The organism is Bacillus sp. SH7-1, from assembly GCF_008042405.1.
Taxonomy (GTDB): domain Bacteria; phylum Bacillota; class Bacilli; order Bacillales; family Bacillaceae_G; genus Bacillus_A; species Bacillus_A thuringiensis_N.
The window spans coordinates 1-17,224 of sequence record NZ_QNUD01000013.1 but is presented as its reverse complement, the minus strand read 5'-3'; the positions used below and the strand labels follow the sequence as shown (position 1 = coordinate 17,224).

The following is a 17,224-nucleotide window of genomic DNA, read 5'->3' as shown; positions in this document are numbered from 1 at the left end:
GAAGAAGACGAAGACGAAGACGAAGATGAAGATGAAGACGAAGATGATGATGAAGACGAAGATGAAGAAGACGACGATGGTGAAGAAGAAGACGCATAAAATAATTAGCACTAAAATACGCTTGGTTCTCCAAGCGTTTTTTGTTCTTTAACATGTACATAATAGGCAGCCTTTATATATCTTTTATATCAAATACACGTATTTATTTTTTCGATAGAAGGCTCTCTCCTCAAAAATATAAAGATCTGAATTACTAAATTTAGGAAGAGTTTGAATATCGGCAAGCATTAGTCTATCTTATTTTGTACAATACAGGGACCATACATAAAGCCGAGGTGCAATCCATATTAATCAATAATATTTGGAGTTTTCACATTTATAAGAATCGGGAAAACAAAGTCTGAATTGCGAAAACCATTGTTTATAGCCGTTTTGCATTTAAACGTTTCCTCGCTATGCGAAATCATACTTATAAATAAATGGGGAAAACATTAACGTACCATTCTTTCTCTGCCGAGTTTCCTCGATAAAAAGAAAAATGGTACGAGAAGAAAATTGTAGTTGTATCAATAATGTTTATTTCTAGTTAGTTATGTTCGAATTGTTTTGATCAAAATAAAAAAGTTAAGAATCTAAATCTTCTTGAGTAGGATCTCTCTTCTTTTATCACACATATTACGATTGAGATGTTAATATAGGACAGAATCTTAGCAACAAAGCGCTCCACCTCTTACCCCTAGGAACTACAGGAATAGCTTAATTAGTTAGAAACCGTTAAGTTTCTGTATTTAGAGGAATCCCTCAATTCAAACAGCCCATCAGATCGTTAAATGCTGGGCAGTTCAAACAATTAGAATTCTGAGAGGGCGTATTAGATTTCTAGCAGGTTGATTAGTAGATTCTGCTACTTGTTTATATACCTGATCTAGTTTTTTTGCTGTATGCTTAAATGTAAAGTTTTCTTCCACAATTTTTCTTCCGTTTTCAGCAATCCATTGTGCAAATTCTCGTTGGGATAACAAAGCCTGGACAAGTCTGGCAAACTCCATTGGATTATTATATTGTTCTACTAGGCAGCCGTTATATTCATCTGTTATAACTTCTGCATTTCCCCCACGGTTTGTTGTAATAATTGGGATTCCAGCAGCCATTGCTTCATAATGAACACGTGCCAATGGTTCGTTCCATTGTGAGCTACATATAAATATATCCCCCATTAGAAATATATTATGAATTTGATCTGCAGGAATAAATTTGGTGAAAATTACGTGCTCTTTAATTGGTCTAGCTAGTCTATATAGCCTTCTAACATATTTATTTACTCGGTTATCACTAAACCATTTACCACCAACAATTACAAGTACCGTATCTTTATGCGTTTGAATAATCTTCTTCATAGATTGAATGAGCAAGTCTGGACCTTTATTTTTGCATAATCGGCCAACAAATAGAATCACTTTTTTATCTTGGATACCATATTTTGTACGAAATGCATTTCTTATCTTTTGTCCTGTTGGTGTCCAGATGGAGGGAGATTGTTTTAAATTAACACCAGAGTAGACAATGGAAATCTTTTCTTCAGCTTGTGGAAATCTCTCAATCACAGTTTGTTTAATATAGTTACTAACAGTCACAATGGCGGTAACCATTTCAATAATAAGATTGCCTTCACAAATAGATAGTTTATGTTCAGCAAACATATCGTTATGAAGACCTAATACAAATTTACTGTGTGGAGAAGCTTGTTTATATAGAGGTATATTTTTAGGACGATTAAAGACATGTATAATATCAAAGGTATTGGTTTGGAGTGTTCTTATAACGTGCTGTTCATAATCTTTTTGAGGCAAATACACGTAATTGACATTATCTTGTGTTTTTTGATTTGGAAGATTTGGATCTGAAATGGAGAAAATAGTAAGTTCATAATCTTGACTTATATAGGGGGACACCCCATCAATCATCATTTGAATTGCTCCACCTTTAATCGCTGGAGATGGTAATTTTTCTGTACATATATATGCAATTTTCATAAACTAATCCCCTTTGTATAGTTGTTTTATATAATGATATTCTGCTTCCAGTCCGTCGGATAGAGAAACTGTTGGAGAATATTGTAGTAATGTACTGGCCTTAGATATATCCGCCCATGTCTGCTTCGGTTCTCCAGGAACTGATTTTAGAAAGTTTTTGGTTGCTGATTTCCCTGATATTTTTTCTAACATAGAAATGATGTCTAAAATGGATGCTTGTTCTTTTCCACCGATATTGATAACTTCACCTATTATATTTTTTTTTGTCTCTAAGGCGGCCACCGTTCCTCGTATACAGTCATCAATATAGGTAAAATCACGTGTTTGTGTTCCATCACCAAATATTGTGAGAGATTTATCTTCTAGCAGTTGTTTAATTAATCTATGAAATGCCATATCAGGACGCTGCCTTGGCCCATACACTGTGAAATATCTTAAAATAACAATTGGTATGTGAAAATTTTTGTGATAAACATGACATAAGTGCTCACCACTTAATTTGGTAACACCGTATGGAGATAGAGGGGTAGGTAATAAATCTTCAGAAACTGCACCAGATTTTTCACCATAAACAGAAGATGTGGATATGTGAATAAATTTATCTAATTTTATGTGTTTACAGGCTTCAAGTAACTGCTGTGTAACCATTATATTATTTGTAACATAAGGCTGAAAATCTTTTCCCCAACTTGATCTCACGCCAGGAATAGCAGCTAGATGATAAACAACATCTATATCTTGTAACAGTTTTGATAAATCTGTATTTAGAATGTCTTCTCGTATGAATTGAAAACGTGAATTCAATTCGAGAGATTGTATATTACCTGTCTTTAAAGTAGCTGGAGTAGGACCGATGAAATGATCAATTCCAACTACATGGTATGCACTATTTTTAAGTAATGCTTGACACAAATGTGAGCCAATGAAACCAGCGGCTCCTGTTACAAGTATTTTCATGACCGACCCACTCCAATATATTGTAATCCGTATTTTTCTATTTCATCTTTTTCAATGCAATTGCGTCCATCCACGATTGTGCATCCCTTCATAACTTGTTTGACTTGTTCCCAATTAAGTGTTTTAAATTCATTCCAGTCCGTGGCGATAATAATACAATCAGAATTTGTAATTGAAGATTCTAGGTTATCATGCTGGGTAACTTGTCTTTTTAAATGTGAAGGAAGAGAAGCTTTGGGGTCATAAGCATGCAGATCATAGCCATGAGGGATCAACTTTTCAAGAAGTATTACGGCAAGGGAGCTACGAATATCATCAGTATTTGGTTTAAAAGCAATTCCTAAAACCGTTATTTTTTTTGAAGAGGGTTCTTTTATAGCTTTTTTAATTTTTTCAACATAGAGATCTATCTGTGTGGAGTTAATGGATTGTACAGCTTGTAAAATAGGAACTGCTACGTGCCTATCATTTGCTGTATAAATGAGTGAATGTAAGTCTTTTGGGAAGCATGATCCGCCATATCCCATCCCCGCCTGAAGAAAATGAGGGTTAATTCGAAAGTCATAGCCAATTCCTTTTGCCACTTCAACAATATCAATGTTATATGCATCACAAATTCGAGAAATTTCATTTATAAAAGATATTTTGGTAGCCAAAAATACATTAGATGTATATTTAATCATCTCTGCTTCATTTAAACCTGTACAAAGGAAAGGGGCACTAATCCCTTTATATATATCCTGCATGATTTTTAACGACGTTGCGTCACCTTTTTGGATACCTATAATAGTTCTATCTGGAATGAGCATATCGTGAACAGCAGAGCCTTCGCGTAGAAATTCAGGATTGGAGACAATATTGAATAAGGTCGATGAAACTCCACGTTTAATAAGTGTCTCATATAATAGTTGATTTGTACCTGGTGGAACTGTACTTTTCGTAATAATAGTTTTATACGATGTTATAGCTGGAACTAGTAGATCAATGACGGAGTATATATATTTTAAATCCGTCTTTCCACTTGATGTAGAAGGGGTTCCTACAGCGATAAAAATAACGGGTGATTGTCGAATAGCATTATCGATATCACAACTGAATCGTAATCGGTTTCTATTTTTGTGAATAAGCTCCTTTAAATCTGGTTCATAAATGGGGCATTCTCCCTTTTGGAGAGAATGAATTTTTTCTTGATCCTTATCTACACATATAACATCATGACCTAAATCTGCTAATACTGCTGCTGATGTGATTCCCACATAACCAGAGCCTATAATACATATATCCATATGATAATCACCTCTCTAAACTTAGTACTATAGTACTAGTTGTTACAGTATATTGAGGGACAAGTTGGATTGGTGACAAATGAAAGGCCTATTCATATAAGCAATGAAAGCAATCAGAAGGTAAAAGCCTCTTTTGGAATCGTCATGCGCAGGAAAGGAGGTTACTGAATATTAATATTGTAAACACTCGAGGGAGTGAGAGATTAGTGATAAAAAAAGCAATCATTCCAGCCGCTGGTTACGGCACAAGGAGCCTTCCAATTACAAAGGTAATTCCAAAAGAAATGTTTCCAATAGGTAATAAACCTGCGATTCATTATATTGTGGAAGAGGCTGTAAATTCAGGTATTGAGCAAATATTAATTGTACTTTCTAGCAGAAAGGATTTAATAGTTGATTACTTTGATTATTCATTAGAATTGGAGGCTTTTTTAGAAAAAGAAAAAAAAGCCCATTTGTTAAAAGGGCTCGCTATTCCTAATGTTCAAATCCATTATATAAGGCAGCCATATGCGAGAGGACTTGGTGAGGCGATAAAATTAGGTGAAACATTTATTGGTAATGAACCTTTTGCTGTACTCTTGCCAGATGATATTGTAGTTTCGGATAAAGAAACTGCTTTAAATCAGTTGATTAATGTTTATAAAGAGACGAAAAATAGTGTAATAGGCATTCATACGGTACCAGATGAGTGCATAGAGAAGTATGGTATTATTGAAGGGAACATTGTAAAGGGTAATTATATGAATATTACAAATATAATAGAAAAGCCAAAAGTAAATCCTCCATCTAATCTTGCAGTAATTGGTAGATATGTTTTCACGCCTAATATTTTTCCTTTACTAAAAAACATTCAACCTGGTGTTGGGGGGGAATATCAATTAACAGATGCAATTCATTCTTTAATTATGACTAAAAAAGTATATGGAAAAATGGTTGAAGGGAAACGATTTGACATCGGACAAGAAGATGAATATATGCAGCTTCTTAATCTTATATATGGACAAAATAAAACAGGTAAAAAATAATTTTGAAAACGGATTCAACAAACGTACACTTGAGGTCAACAGGCGATTCCTGAAGAGTTGATGAAACATATATATATAAGCTAGATAATTAAATATATTTATATCGTACCTTTGAATCAGAAGAGAATACAATCGATTTTCATTAAAAAAAGAAAAGAAATTATATGGCTGCAAAGTTCTTTTTCAAAAAGCCTTGCGGTCTTTTCATGTTTTAAAGACCCGTGTTATCGCAGGGGAACAAAATACAACCTAACCGATTGTAATTGCAAAAAGAAAAAAGATATCCGTAGGCATCTCAATCAGATAAGTAAAATATCTAGATAACATTAAGGAACAGATCATTGTTTTATTAAGAAACGAGGTCTTACCGAAATTATTGCTAACCAAATATACATTCATACTCACAATCGATAGAAAACGCCATTATATGTATTTCCTTACGACAAAAAATGAATTGTGAACTCTCAGTCATCCAAGATTTTGGTTCGTTAATTCGTTAGAATTAAAGCTTTCAACTTTAGTCAAGGGAGTGTCAATCCAGATTATTTATTACTTTTTGAAAGATTCAGGTACTTTTCTAAAAAGTTCGTGATACTGAGTCTTAATCTTCATAAAACAGCATCTCCATACAAAGGATACCTTTAACTATTCTTCCATCCCAATTAAGCTACTTCACTTCTCCGCCAAAAGAAACTATTATGTATTTTTTCACATTCTATTGTAACAAGCATATATTATATAGAAGACATTCCTTTCTAACGAAACTCATAAGGCCCTTTTTTGGGGCTTTTTTTATTGTATGAATTTTTAATCAAGTATATAACTAAAACTACAGTTAAATATTACCAAATATTTTATGGTTAATTGATGTTCATTTGTCTATTTAAGCTAAATATAACAAATTTGGTTTTATAACGTGGGAATTTTATTTAAAAAAAGATAATAAGTATATGCATTCAATACCTCATGTTTTACTTGTTTTATATATTAATTGTTTTATATGTTTTATATGTTTATATGTTTTAAGAGCAGGAAATGTCTTGATATATAAGGGATTATAACTCCTAATTATAACAAAAGTGGTTCTAAAGATAACAAACTTGGTTTTAATCATAACAAAAATGGTTTTAAAGGTAACAAATTTGGTTGCTTAACTCTAACAAAGATGGTTTTAAAGGTAACGAATTTGGTTTTAATCATAACAAAAATGGTTTTAAAGGTAACAAATTTGGTTGCTTAATTCTAAAAAAGATAGTTTTAAAGGTAACAAATTTGGTTGCCTAACTCTAGCAAAAATAGTTCTGAAGGTAACAAATTTGGTTGCTTAACTCTAGCAAAAATAGTTCTAAAGATAATAGTTTTAACTATAACAAAAATGGTTCTAAAAATAACAAATTTGATTTTAAGCATAATAAAACAGTTCTAAAGATAACAAATTTGGTTATACACCTTATAAATGTAAAAAATTTCAAAACAATATTGCTATTCAAATGATTTTCGGAATACTTTTATATAGAACAAAGGGCTTTTTAACTGTAACATAGATGATTGAATTTTCCGAATTAACAAAAATAATTTGTAACAAAGGGAGTATATTTGTTATAGTTAGTAGAACAGTAGAGGTAAGAAAGAAGGGACGTATGTAGGTATGTCTGATAGCAAAGATTTGCAGATTAAAGAAAATAATATTGTTTCAAAATCAAATACTTTAATTGAAGCAAATTCACGTTTGAATTTAGTAGAACAAAAAATATTACTTTGTTTGGCTAGTAATATTGAACCTAATGATTGGGATTTTAAAACCTACACATTCTCGATTAAACATTTTCATGATCTGCTTGGTCTAAATGGATCTACTAAATATTCGGAGTTAAGTAAAATTACTAAAGAATTATTATCAAAAGTAATTGAAATTCGTACTGGGGAACAGCTGATACAGGTATCTTGGCTGTCTTCAGCAATTTACAACAGAAATAAAGGAACAATTGATATGCGTTTCGACCCATTATTAAAGCCATTTCTACTAGAATTAAGCAACAAGTTTACAAGCTATAGATTAGCTAATGTTATTAAATTGAAAAGTACATACGCTATACGTATTTATGAACTACTAAAACAATATGAAGATTTAAAGGAACGTACAATTAGTCTTGAAAATTTAAGGTATTATTTAGATGCAATGGATATATACCCTAACTATGCAAATTTTAAGCAACGTGTGTTAAAACCTTCTCAAAAAGAATTGGATCAAAAAACAGATATTTCTTTTGAATTTGAAGAAATTAAATTAGGCAGGAAAGTACAAAAAATCAAATTTATTATCTGTAGCCAAAAAAAGAAAGATAACAATTTAGTTCATTTTGAAAAGAATTTAGATAAATTTCAACAGCCCAATACATTTGAACAAAAAATTAAAAGATTTGAAGAACGCTGTAAAGAAAAAGTATTTCCTAAAGTGTTAAAAAAATGGGAAGCTCATAAAGAAATTGTTTTAGAAATAATTGAGGATATAAGATTTCGTTCAGATATTAGTTCTCCAATAGGTTATGTAGAATTCACTCTAAATTCCCGGTTAAAAGAACTGTCTGATAAGGAAATAACAAACAAAAGTAGTCAAAGTGAGAAGAATTCTCATAATGATACAGTATTAGAGATTGATAACATTATAAATTTAGTTATCAGTAAATATTCAACAGTTACAGGTGCTGTAGCTACATTTTTAGTTAAAGACACAGCAATTGAAGAATTAGTAAGAGTAGTTACATTAGAAGAAGCTGAAGCCATTTGGATAGAACATGAAACGTTTGTCATGGATAGAATTTATGAATACATTAAAAAGAATATAAGAAAGAAAAAATACTAGATTTAAAATAAAGTTGGATCATGTTGTTTATCTGAATTTGTATGAATATGTAGGAACTGTCCACTTAATAAAATCATACTTATGCTAAATTTCCTTCCCATTCTATGGTTGCATCCACCTACACTTGGATGAACAGGCGAAGATACATTAGGAAGTTAAATTTTTATATGAACATGCACCTTTTAAAAATAAAGAGAAGTGTGGAACAGTTCCTTCGTTAACAATGATTTTTGAATATGAGTTAAAAGAAGGGGGGATACCTTGTCTTTCCGATAATCTAGATGGAAATTAAACCGATGTTAAATGGATACCTTTAGACGAATTGCAAATGGTGAAAATGATTTGAATTTTCTAGAAAGAGAAATGATATTTCGATGCGTGAAAGCATCAGGAAGGAATGAGAAAAATGCATTCTTTATTTAAAAACTAACATCAATAATACCTGCACAGGGAGGCGCAGGTATCCAATAAGGGTGTTTCGATATGTAATTCATATTTTATCAAGGTTCATTGGAAATGACAAACAAAATAAAAGAAAATTCTGTATGAATAGTTGAGAAATAAAAAACTGACTTTTAACTCCAGTCCATATAATATACCTAAAAATAAAAATTCTACCTTATATTTATTTTAAAAAGGGTATATTTCACATTTCTCTCGTTATCAGTAGTTAATAATGAAGAGAATTTTTATTATGGGGGTACTTCAAAATGTTAGGGTGGTAGGAATTCTGTTCTGATGGGCGTCTCACAAAATGCATATCAAATTAATCGATTTTAGGGGCATTTCTTTTTATTAGCTTGATTGTGAAGGGAACAGACCACAGACCCAAAAACTCACGTTAAGAAAATTTTAACAGCGCTAAGAATGTTCTTTGAGGGTGAGGGGAATTCTTCTGATTAATAAATGTAGGATAAAAAGCGTAGAATCGATTATATGGAATTTATATTTATCTATTAATGTAATAGGATTTAAAGTGGTGAAAAAAGAACCTAAATTCTTGACAGATAGAAAATAAGTCCTTTCTTTGTTAATGAAGTTGTATCTAGCAGTGTGTTGGAGCGCCATATAATATATGTATTTATTAGTAAGGGGTGTTTTATTTTCGAAATATGTATCTTAGTAAAAATAAAAAAGGACAGTTAAAAACTGTCCTTTTTTCTATCTTTTAAAGATAGTTACCGAACAGGTAATTTAGGGTTTTGGGGTGTAAGATGATTATCATCTCATTGTTAATGTATGTAAGTAATACAAAATGGCTTGTACAATTGTTGAAATTAGTAATTTTTATTTTAAATAAATTAGCTAATTGGGCAATTGATAAAGGAAGAACATCTAATCCATTAATTTATTTCTTTCATAATATATAGTACAAATAAGTGTTTTAGGAAAAAGGGGTTATGTTAAATGTCCTTTGAACGTAGGTGTGAATGTGATGAATGTAATAGAAATCGAAGAAAAAGAGACCGTGAGGAAGTAAGAAAATTTGAGGATTTTAAAAGACGAAGAGGATTAAATGCTTTACGGGAAGGCGATAAAATTAGAGTTTTTTCAGGTGGAGATCAGATCGATGGAATAGGAGTCTTTATTCGTATAGAGGATAGATTTCTTATTTGGGTGGATGCTGCTGCGAACCTTAATACGACAAGCCTAGATACTATTAGTATTCAACGAGTAGTTTAATGAAATTTTTAATAAATATTAGGAAAAGATAAGAGGGGAAGACTCTTATCTTTTCTTATTTTGTTTTTAGGGATTATTATGTTATGTAGATTGAATGAAATGTTTAAAAAAGAAGGGATTTATATAAGATAAATCCCTTCAATATAATAATAGAAAGGTAGAATACATTATATGTACAGATTTTCAATTAGGTTTGTACATTTTTAATAATTTAATTTGTTTTATGTAAAGGTGCCAAGAAATACTTTGTAGTTTTATTTCTTGGCGTGGGTATTTATTTGGGTCATTTGGATGCCGACCTTACAGTAGTATATGTCCGATATATGGAATGGTTTGTTATTTATGTTCAGTTAAGTAAAATTTAGAAAAGAAAAAAACCTATTTTTTAATAGGTTTTTTTCTTGCAAATTGGCTTATAAATTAAGGGAAAGATTTTTCCTTTAATTAAAATTTATTAATCTTCTCTATGATCATGTTTATGTTCGTCACATTCTTTACAATGTCTGCGACGTTTACAGCAGAAACGATCACAGTCAGGTGAATTTATAGAGATTACATTAATTTTGTTAATTGCAATACGTGCCAATCCTGGGAAACAATCAAAGTCAGATAATATAATTACGTTGTTTCCTTGAAAACCTTGGAATGTTGCACTTGTAGGTGGTTGACAATCATATTGAATAACAATACAAGTACCAGGAGTTAATGTTCTTAAGAATTGTAATAACTCTGGATTATTATTCACCTGTCTAATGTTTTCTTCTTTTCGGTGATGATCTCTGTGATGATCTCTCCGATCATCACATCTATTGAAATCACAACCTCCCCCAAAACCAAAACCCATCAAAATTACCCCCTTTCGTTCGTTAGTACATCTTATGCTCGTCTAGAAAGGATGGTGTGAGTATAGGAGTCTAGTTAAGTGTGGATTTTTTATGTAAATATGAAATTGTTTTAATAAAATTCTTTTTGGTTCTGGTGCAAAAAATCTATAAAACTTGGACATACTGATATTATTACTCTAAAAAGGTATGTGCTTGGTATAGAACGAAGTGAAGCTAATGATTCTAATATCTTATCTAATAGAAGAAGTGAAGCATAAATTCGATTGAAACCGTCATTTGACACAACAAAGCAGTCAGCTTGATTGGCTAACTACTTGTTGCACAAAAGAAAATTAGGCCCTACAAGTTAGTTTGTGTAACTTTAAAGTTACAGTTATAGTATAAACCGGATTGGAAATGTTATTCGGAAGGGAATGTAGTAATAATTTCATTTTGTAGAGATTATTTACGCATAAAAAAAAGCGCGTATATAGCGCACTTTAAAAGGTGGACTTCCGATCATGCCTGCCCATAGGTGATCTAGATGCATGTGTAGCACACAGTAGCATATGTAAATTTGAATTGAATTGTGCAAATAAATTAACGATACAAGGGTAGGGAAAAGTGTTTATGAACGGTGGGAAAGAGTATAAATTTAACGTGCATTCTGAACAATTATGAGGGATTATTTTAATGGGCGGATATGAAAAAAGCGCGTATATAGCGCTTTTTGAAAAGTAGGTTTCAAATCACACTCCCAAATGTGATCTGAATACATGTGCATACAGTAGTATATGTAAATTTGAATTGTGCAAATGTGTTCTTCTGTTCTTACATGATGTTGGAATCAATGCAACTTTTTGATTTTTTTCGTTTTTCAATGGCAATTTAATTAGTATCAATTAATTATTGGAGGTTATTTTAATGCTCATAAGTATTAAACATTTTATAAAAGCTACTGGATTAGACTATTTCATCTCATTCAGTAGAGATATTGTACTCGCTACTCATTACAATGATGTGAAAAGAACCTTATTTATGTACTTAAATAAAATTCAGTCTACTTTCTCATTCACTGCAAAATAAAAAGTAGTTAACATTATATTTTGTTCCAAAAGAGTACTATTCAAAAGTGCTCTTTTTAGTTTCCTTAATTCTCGAATCACTTTCATCCTGAATCGGTAGATTCATACAAAAAAGCCATCCTTTCTGTATATTTCTACAAAAAGAATAGCGTTTTTTGTTTTATGTATCCATTTTTTTAGCTTGATAGTGACGTGCTATAATCCCCCAGCCATTTGTGTAAACGATTAATATCCCCAAATGTCTACTTCAACTGCTGAAGCAAATCCATTCTGTCCATTCGTTACTTCCATTTTTACATACTTGGCAGTAACTGGGGTAAATGTTGCCGTTTTCTTATCACTATTATTTCCCCATGTTCCGGATGATGCTTTTTCATATTTAACGACATCTACACTCGTATAAATATTGTAGCCTAGAATGCGGTCGTTCTCTGACCCATCTTGTTTTGGAAGATAGTCCACTTTTGAAATTGTTTGATTTTTATCAAGCTCCAATGTTAAATTGTATGGATATTGATTTGATGTCCAACTGATATTCCGAAATATATCTGTTTTTCCATCAATGTCCTTACTAGCTGCCCCACTTGATTCCTCACTATTTGCACTTGCTTTCATTGTATTTTTAGGCATAATTAGAACTGATGGTCATACAATGATATAGTACGGTGTATCCAACATATAAATTACCTCTGGCACTCTGAAAAGACACCTAATTAAGGTGTCTTTTTACATTTCATATATATTAAAGTGTAAAATGAGCTTAACCGCTCCTATTCCATTTAGTCAGTTAAAACTCCAATCGTATTAAGAGCATCTAAAGCCCAGGATGTTCTCTTTTTATTGAACAAAATCGTTATTTCAAGTGAATAAAAAAGAGCACACATATAAGTGTGCATCTAAACTAAAAGGGTTAAACGTATGGAGTGGAGTGCCCCATACAATAATATATGCTTGTCTGATTTAAATGTGAAAAGTTTTTTATAAAAACGCTATTTGTGCGACACGTTTCTCTATAAGTGTATAAACACGAAATGAGAGGGTTATCAATTCGATGACAACAACGGATTGACCGAAAGTAGGAATGAAAGCCGTCAAGTTGAGCTGAAACTACTTATCTGATACTCCTACATGCAAGGCGTGATAGTAGTTACAAATTGTATGAAGCTAGGTGAAGTCGGCTGAACAAAGCCTAAGTGAGTAATCATATGGTAATGGATAGGTCGGGATGCTACAAAATATCTATGGTGAGAATGTCCAAATGGACTGGCGAACTTGCGAATGTACGGGTCTAAACGCTTAATACATTAGAAATGTGTATGCCGTCAATGACGGCGTTATCTACCGAAAAGTAAGAGTAAATAATATGAAATTCGGAACATCTAACGATGAGGATGTAAAGATAACAGGCTTAAAGCAAGCACCTAAGGATATATGTACAGCTAGGTCAATCGGAACGTGGTAAGCAAGAAGCTGTCATCAACGCCTACTAGCGGACAGATGCATATAAGGTTCTAACGAACCGAAGTTGCTTCATTCTTGTGAAGGTGGGGACACAGTACCGATGAAGCATGTAACGAATGTGGAGGGATAGTCCCTAGTCTTGTTCTTTGAAAACTAAATTAACTAGATGTAACTCACAGGATCGAGTAAGATGATGGGACTTTTCGTAAGAAAGGGGAAATAATACATCGGTGAGTACAACATTACGACATGCAGAATATTACGATATGCAAAAAGTGTTTGATGATTTATATCAACGTAGTGAAAACAATGCTACCAAAGGTGTAAATCTATATAAACACATCATATCAAAAGAAAATATTCTATTGGCATACAGAAACATAAAGGCTAACACTGGTTCTAAAACCGAAGGAACAGATGGTATTACAATCGACCATTATAAAATGAAAGATGTAGATTCTTTTATTAATAATATAAGAAAAACCCTTGTAGACTACAAACCTAATACGGTACGTAGGGTAGAAATACCTAAACCAAATGGAAAGAAACGCCCATTAGGAATACCTACTATGAGAGATAGATTAATACAACAAATGTTCAAACAGGTTCTAGAGCCAATATGTGAAGCGAAGTTCTACAAACACTCATACGGTTTCAGACCTAACAGGTCAACACATCACGCAATGGCTAGGTGTCAATTCTTGATGAATCGAGGAGGATATAGGCACGTAGTAGATATAGATATACAAGGTTTCTTTGATAATGTAAACCATTCTAAATTGCTGAAACAACTATATAACATAGGTGTAACTGATAGACGAGTACTAACAATCATCTCGAAAATGCTAAAAGCCCCAATTAAAGGGGTAGGCATCCCTACAAAAGGGACTCCGCAAGGAGGAATCTTAAGTCCATTACTCAGCAATGTTGTATTAAATGATTTGGATTGGTGGATATCTAGTCAATGGGATACTATCAAAACAAGAAAACCACATACAGTCCAAACTAAAAACTATCGGTTAGCAAAAGCAAAACTAAAGAGAATGTATATAGTCAGATATGCGGATGACTTTAAAATCTTTACAAACAATCATCAATCTGCAACAAAAATATTCCATGCAGTAGAAGGTTACCTTGAAAATCAATTACACCTTAATATATCTAAGGAAAAATCAACTATAACTAACCTAAAAAGAAAATCTTCAGATTTTCTAGGATTCTCCATCAAATCGGTCAAAAAGAGCAAAAGGTACGTAGCTAACACACACGTAAGCGAGAAAAAGATAAAGGATATTCTTGAAAAAGCAAGGATACTGATTAAAGCAATTCAAAAGAGTCCGTCGGGAAAAACAGTACAGGACTATAATTCCTATGTGCTTGGCATAAAAAATTACTACAAAATCGCAACACATGTAACTATAGATTTTACTGAAATAGCCTTTCGTCTCTCGAAAACCTTGTTTAATCGTCTTAAATCAATAGGGAAATATAAAATTCCTACCAATGCAAACGCATTATACAAAAGAACTCACAGGAACAATTATAGAACCTTTGAAATAGCAGGAAATCATATATATCCACTAGCGGATATACAAACGCGATTCCCACAAAGTTTCAGTCAAGACATATGCAACTACACTAGAAAAGGAAGACAAAAACTCATCAAAAGTTTAAAAGGTAACATTGCCAATGAAATACAAAAAATGTTGCTATCCTCCAATAAAGGACAGAATCTGGAGTACACAGATAACAGAATATCGAGATATTCCATGCAAAATGGTAAATGTGCTATCACCGGAATCTTCTTAACAGCCGAGGATGTGCACTGCCACCATAAAATACCAAGAGGTATGGGAGGTACTGACGAGTTTAATAATCTAATTATTGTACATGAATTTGTCCATAGGCTGATACACGCCACAAATGAAGAGACGATTAAAACATATATGAGAATTCTTCAATTGAGTGATAATCAACTGAAGAAAATAAACAAACTCCGTAAAGTTTGTAATCTAGTTACTTTAGTATAAAAGAATAAGATGGGGCGCTGTATGCGATGAAAGTCGCACGTACAGTGCTAAGCGGGGGAAAAGATGGAGATAACTTCAAAGTCTTACCTATCGCAACTGTATGAAAATGTAAGAGCACTTCGAAAAGTGCCCTTCTGTAACGACTATCCACTCTAAAAAGAAAGGATGCAATATATCATATGAAGTTATGTTTGTTTAATCGTGTGTCTGATGTATAAAAACCCCATTTTATGGAGCTTATGTATACATCAAAAAAAGCGCTTATATAGCGCTTTTTGAAAAGTAGGTTCCAGATCACACGCCCAAATGTAATCTGAATACATGTGCATAGTAGTATATGTAAATTTGAATCGAATTGTGCATATAAATTAACAATACAGGAGTGGGGTAAAAATGTTTATGAACGGTGGGAAAGAGTATAAATTTAACATGCATTCCAAATAATTAATAGGTCTTATTTAAATATATGGGAAATAATTAATAACTAAGTTAGTTCGTATCAATGATTAAGCCTACTAATAATCTTTTCATTAGAATTTATATCAACGTATACACCACCAATTAAATTTAATATCTTTTCGTATAAAAAGGTGTCCATAACAGGTTATTAATCTTTGTTGTGTATAAATTATATAATTAATATTAATATTAACGAAATTAGAATTCATCTTCCTTAATTAGATTTCCAGCATCGTTATCTTTCGTTAATCTTTGTTTTAGGTAGTTTTCTTTTGTTGTCCTGTCATTTTTATGACCTACTGCAGCTGCTATTACATGAGGTGCTAGTCCCTTGTAGTCGTATAAGTACTGTACATAAAAATGTCTAAAGAAATGGGGAGTAATTCGTATATTCTCCGTAAAGGGTAACTTTGTATCCTTAATAATTTTAGAAATATATTGTGATAAATAATTTTCTCTATAAGCAGTATGATTCTTTGTTTGAAATATAGTCTTTCCATTTTTATTTCCAATGTCCACAGGTAATCGTCTCCGGATTCGAAACGCAACAATACGATTAAAAATTTCCTTATTAATAGAAACAATCCGTTCATTATCGCCCTTTGTATCTACCGTTAAATAGTATCGTCCTCGTATGGCATCATACTCAAGATCTTCCCACTTTGCATGGGCCACCTCTGCCACACGTAACCCAGTAGTAGCAAGGACCGACAATAATCCATAGTTAATTTCATTATCCTTGTAGTAGTTTAACAGCTGCTTCACTTCTTCATAGGATAACTCGCGTTTTGGTTTATGTTGCTCGTTTACTGTAGTACTAAGAATCTCCGCATGAAGAGGTTCATGGATATATTGAATTTCATATAACCATCTTAAGTAAGAGCGAACTACTCCTAGTTTCCGACTAACTGTAGATGTCTTATATTTTTCTTTCGATTGATAGGAGATTGCCTCTTTGGAGAGCCATTTTTGATAGTTACGGATATGGCGTTTTCTAAGATTCCTCCAAACTTGTCCATCTTTAAAATCTTTTACATCTTGCTGCAGAAACTCTGTACTTTGTTTAATAAAGAAGTAAAACTGGCTTAAATCACGCGCATATAAAGTCCTAGATTCATCTTTAATACGTTTTTCTTGGTCAAAGTGGGTTTGTCGATTTAAATAGTAGTACAAAATCTCTTCATCAGAAAATCCCTCGTATGTATAAAAATCTTCTCTTTCGTTATTTTCCTTTTTAAATTCAGCTTTATCTATATAGTCACGATTCCATACTGAAATTATGTTTGCTAAATTTTGTTTATTGTTTTCTATGTTTTCTAAAGAAGTTTCGTTATGAATCGAATTCAATTCAAATTTCAACAAGATTCAACTCCTCATGAATTAACTTTGTATCTATTATTATACTCTATATACATGTGAAATTTTGTTTATAATAAGATTAATTTTTATAAAAATGATCTTATATAACAAGTATAGAAAATGTCCTATTTTCTATGTTAATAAACAATTTTTATA

General features: G+C 32.2%; 11 protein-coding genes and 2 pseudogenes. 6 read left to right on the top strand and 7 right to left on the bottom strand.

Annotated features, from left to right (window positions below; translation table 11 throughout):
* Positions 1-842: 842 nt before the first annotated feature.
* The 3 genes from DN390_RS13380 to DN390_RS13370 are packed head-to-tail and all read right to left on the bottom strand — an operon-like array spanning position 843 to position 4,276.
* On the bottom strand, positions 843-2,033 hold the full coding sequence (locus DN390_RS13380; protein WP_147807535.1) for a glycosyltransferase family 4 protein: 1,191 nt from the start codon (positions 2,031-2,033) through the stop codon (positions 843-845).
* 3 nt (positions 2,034-2,036) lie between these two features.
* The gene (locus DN390_RS13375) at positions 2,037-2,990 is read right to left on the bottom strand and encodes an NAD-dependent epimerase/dehydratase family protein (RefSeq protein WP_147807534.1); all 954 of its coding nucleotides are present in this window, start codon (positions 2,988-2,990) and stop codon (positions 2,037-2,039) included.
* Positions 2,987-4,276, bottom strand: a complete 1,290-nt coding sequence (locus tag DN390_RS13370) for a UDP-glucose dehydrogenase family protein (protein WP_147807533.1) — start codon at positions 4,274-4,276, stop codon at positions 2,987-2,989. Before DN390_RS13370 ends, DN390_RS13375 begins: the two co-directional genes overlap by 4 nt.
* 206 nt (positions 4,277-4,482) lie before the next feature.
* Here DN390_RS13370 and DN390_RS13365 point away from each other — a divergent pair, with 206 nt between their 5' ends.
* Together DN390_RS13365 and DN390_RS13360 are read left to right on the top strand one after the other, a co-directional pair.
* Complete coding sequence (locus DN390_RS13365; protein WP_147807532.1) at positions 4,483-5,304, top strand: UTP--glucose-1-phosphate uridylyltransferase; 822 nt, start codon at positions 4,483-4,485, stop codon at positions 5,302-5,304.
* Positions 5,305-6,952: 1,648 nt separating this feature from the next.
* Positions 6,953-8,167, top strand: a complete 1,215-nt coding sequence (locus DN390_RS13360; RefSeq protein ID WP_147807531.1) for a replication initiation protein — start codon at positions 6,953-6,955, stop codon at positions 8,165-8,167.
* A gap of 11 nt (positions 8,168-8,178) precedes the next feature.
* Here DN390_RS13360 and DN390_RS31630 read toward each other — a convergent pair.
* A pseudogene (locus DN390_RS31630) lies at positions 8,179-8,322 on the bottom strand (IS4 family transposase); the annotation flags it as partial.
* A 1,059-nt stretch (positions 8,323-9,381) separates the two neighbouring features.
* Between DN390_RS31630 and DN390_RS30645 the strand changes: the two are divergent.
* The gene (locus DN390_RS30645) at positions 9,382-9,537 is read left to right on the top strand and encodes a hypothetical protein (protein ID WP_165915461.1); all 156 of its coding nucleotides are present in this window, start codon (positions 9,382-9,384) and stop codon (positions 9,535-9,537) included.
* A 37-nt stretch (positions 9,538-9,574) separates the two neighbouring features.
* Positions 9,575-9,850: a hypothetical protein gene (locus tag DN390_RS13350; RefSeq protein ID WP_147807530.1), complete on the top strand. Its 276-nt coding sequence runs from the start codon at positions 9,575-9,577 to the stop codon at positions 9,848-9,850.
* 454 nt (positions 9,851-10,304) lie between these two features.
* On the opposite strand, the gene DN390_RS13345 is transcribed toward DN390_RS13350, so the two are convergent.
* Complete coding sequence (locus DN390_RS13345) at positions 10,305-10,694, bottom strand: hypothetical protein (protein ID WP_147807529.1); 390 nt, start codon at positions 10,692-10,694, stop codon at positions 10,305-10,307.
* 904 nt (positions 10,695-11,598) lie between these two features.
* On the opposite strand from DN390_RS13345, the gene DN390_RS30640 reads away from it, so the two are divergent.
* Positions 11,599-11,760, top strand: a complete 162-nt coding sequence (locus tag DN390_RS30640; RefSeq protein WP_179955751.1) for a hypothetical protein — start codon at positions 11,599-11,601, stop codon at positions 11,758-11,760.
* A 224-nt stretch (positions 11,761-11,984) separates the two neighbouring features.
* Here the strand turns inward: DN390_RS30640 and DN390_RS13340 are convergent.
* Positions 11,985-12,389, bottom strand: a pseudogene (locus DN390_RS13340) (discoidin domain-containing protein); the annotation flags it as partial.
* Positions 12,390-13,450: 1,061 nt separating this feature from the next.
* Between DN390_RS13340 and ltrA the strand changes: the two are divergent.
* Positions 13,451-15,250: a group II intron reverse transcriptase/maturase gene (gene ltrA / locus DN390_RS13335; RefSeq protein WP_147807528.1), complete on the top strand. Its 1,800-nt coding sequence runs from the start codon at positions 13,451-13,453 to the stop codon at positions 15,248-15,250.
* Between the two features lie 657 nt (positions 15,251-15,907).
* On the opposite strand, the gene DN390_RS13330 is transcribed toward ltrA, so the two are convergent.
* A complete protein-coding gene (locus DN390_RS13330; RefSeq protein ID WP_147807527.1) occupies positions 15,908-17,068 on the bottom strand; it encodes a tyrosine-type recombinase/integrase in 1,161 nt (386 codons plus the stop codon).
* Positions 17,069-17,224 lie beyond the last annotated feature (156 nt).

Bases quoted from the DNA above. Each gene is read 5' to 3' on its own strand.
- DN390_RS13345 (WP_147807529.1), bottom strand. From the start codon at position 10,694: ATGGGTTTTGGTTTTGGGGGAGGTTGTGATTTCAATAGATGTGATGAT.
- DN390_RS13375 (WP_147807534.1), bottom strand. From the start codon at position 2,990: ATGAAAATACTTGTAACAGGAGCCGCTGGTTTCATTGGCTCACATTTG.
- DN390_RS13370 (WP_147807533.1), bottom strand. From the start codon at position 4,276: ATGGATATATGTATTATAGGCTCTGGTTATGTGGGAATCACATCAGCA.
- DN390_RS13350 (WP_147807530.1), top strand. From the start codon at position 9,575: ATGTCCTTTGAACGTAGGTGTGAATGTGATGAATGTAATAGAAATCGA.
- DN390_RS30645 (WP_165915461.1), top strand. From the start codon at position 9,382: ATGATTATCATCTCATTGTTAATGTATGTAAGTAATACAAAATGGCTT.
- DN390_RS30640 (WP_179955751.1), top strand. From the start codon at position 11,599: ATGCTCATAAGTATTAAACATTTTATAAAAGCTACTGGATTAGACTAT.
- DN390_RS13360 (WP_147807531.1), top strand. From the start codon at position 6,953: ATGTCTGATAGCAAAGATTTGCAGATTAAAGAAAATAATATTGTTTCA.
- DN390_RS13380 (WP_147807535.1), bottom strand. From the start codon at position 2,033: ATGAAAATTGCATATATATGTACAGAAAAATTACCATCTCCAGCGATT.